Origin of the sequence: Streptomyces sp. NRRL WC-3549, from assembly GCF_000721935.1 — a bacterium.
Lineage (GTDB): Bacteria > Actinomycetota > Actinomycetes > Streptomycetales > Streptomycetaceae > Streptomyces.
This window is the reverse complement of sequence record NZ_KL585398.1, coordinates 85,152-86,716: the sequence shown is the minus strand read 5'-3', so window position 1 is coordinate 86,716 and position 1,565 is coordinate 85,152. Positions and strand designations below refer to the sequence as shown.

Annotated in this window: 3 protein-coding genes; 2 read left to right on the top strand and 1 reads right to left on the bottom strand. The window is 76.3% G+C overall.

Annotated features, from left to right (window positions below; translation table 11 throughout):
- Together IH13_RS0114720 and IH13_RS0114715 are read left to right on the top strand one after the other, a co-directional pair.
- The coding region (locus IH13_RS0114720; protein ID WP_031084563.1) for a WCX domain-containing protein at positions 1-222 on the top strand (222 nt) is incomplete at its 5' end.
- A gap of 62 nt (positions 223-284) precedes the next feature.
- Positions 285-806 (top strand): DUF4240 domain-containing protein, encoded by a 522-nt coding sequence (locus IH13_RS0114715; RefSeq protein WP_031084561.1) that lies wholly within the window; start codon positions 285-287, stop codon positions 804-806.
- A gap of 13 nt (positions 807-819) precedes the next feature.
- On the opposite strand, the gene IH13_RS0114710 is transcribed toward IH13_RS0114715, so the two are convergent.
- Positions 820-1,350 carry a GNAT family N-acetyltransferase gene (locus tag IH13_RS0114710; protein ID WP_031084559.1) on the bottom strand — a complete coding sequence of 177 codons (531 nt, stop codon included), beginning with the start codon at positions 1,348-1,350 and terminating at the stop codon, positions 820-822.
- Between the last annotated feature and the right edge of the window lie 215 nt (positions 1,351-1,565).

The following is a 1,565-nucleotide window of genomic DNA, read 5'->3' as shown; positions in this document are numbered from 1 at the left end:
CTGCCGCACGCCGTGGGCCGGGCCGCCGTGGACGACGCGCTCGCCGGGGCGCCGGCGCCCGGCGCGGACGGCCTGCGCACGCTCACCCTGGCGGTGGAGTCGGAGGAGGTCGCGTACGGCCAGCTGATGTCCCTGGGGCCGGAGTTGGAGGTCCTGGCGCCCGGGACGCTGCGGGCCCGCTTCGCCGAGGCCGCCGAAGGGCTGCGCGCCCTGTACCGCTGAGGGCCGCCCCGCCCGCCGCTGGGCGTGCGTCCCCCGGCGCCAGGGCAGATGCTGGAGCGGTGATGGACGAGACGGAGTTCTGGGAGATCATCGACAGCACCCGCGAGGCCGCCGAGGGCGACCCCGAGGACCACGCCGACGTGCTCGTCGAACGGCTGGTGCAGCTCGACCCCGAATCCGTGCTGGATTTCGCCCGGCACTTCGAGGCCCGCTACAACCGCGCCTACCGCTGGGACGTGTGGGGCGCCGCGGCCGTGCTCCTGGGCGGCGCGGACGACGACGCGTTCGACGACTTCCGCTGCTGGCTGATCGGGCAGGGCCGGGAGGTCTTCGAGGGCACGGTGCAGGACCCGGACGGCCTCGCCGGACTCCTGGAGGACTTCGACCAGGAGTACGACGGCGACGGCGAGGAACTCGGCTACGCCGCCGACGAGGCGTACGAGCAGCTGACCGGCGTGGTCACCCCGGACCTGGGCCTGCCGCCGCAGCCGGACCGGCCGGCGGGCACCCCGGTGGCGCTCGACGACGAGCGGGCGCTGGCCCGGCGGTTCCCCATGCTCTGGGAGCGCTTCGGCGCGGTCTGACCCGGCCGGCCGTTCACGGGGTCAGCGGGCGGCCCATCAGCACGTCGTCGACGTACCGCCCGTTCAGGAAGAACTCGCCGGGCAGCACGCCCTCGACGGTGAATCCCTCCGAGGCGTACAGCGCCCGGGCGGGGGCGTTGTGGCCGAGGACGCGCAGGGTCATCCGCCCGGCCCCCAGGCGGCGGGCCTCGGCGTACGCCGCCCGCAGCAGCGTCCGCCCCACACCGTGGCCCCGCGCCCATTCCGCCACGGCCAGGCCCTGTATCTGCCGTACGTGTGCGTTGCAGGCGAGCGGGGTCGGGCGCCCCAGCCTGATGTACCCGGCGAGCTCCTGTCCGCCGTCCGCGGTGACGGCCTCGGCCAGGAGGAACTCGGCGGGCCGGTGCCGGTCGTCGAAGAACGGGGGGTAGGGGGGCTGCGGCGCCGGCTGCACGGCGTGCACCGTCGACCAGGTGGCCCGGTCGAGCTCCGCGAGCGCGGGCTCGTCCTCGGGGCGGGCGGGACGGACGGGAGACAGGGAGCGGAGCTGCGGCACGGACGGCATGGCCGCCACTGTGCCACGCGGCCGGCCCGGTCCGCCCGGGCTTTTGCCCGGGCCGGGCGGCGGCCCGGCGGAGGGCGCGTGGGGCAGGATGGGGCCATGCTGCGTTCCCGTATCGCCGTCAGCGGATCGACCGGACTCATCGGAGCGGCGCTCGTGCGCTCGTTGCGGGCCGACGGGCACGAGGTGGTGCGGCTGGTACGCCGCCCCGCCGCCGC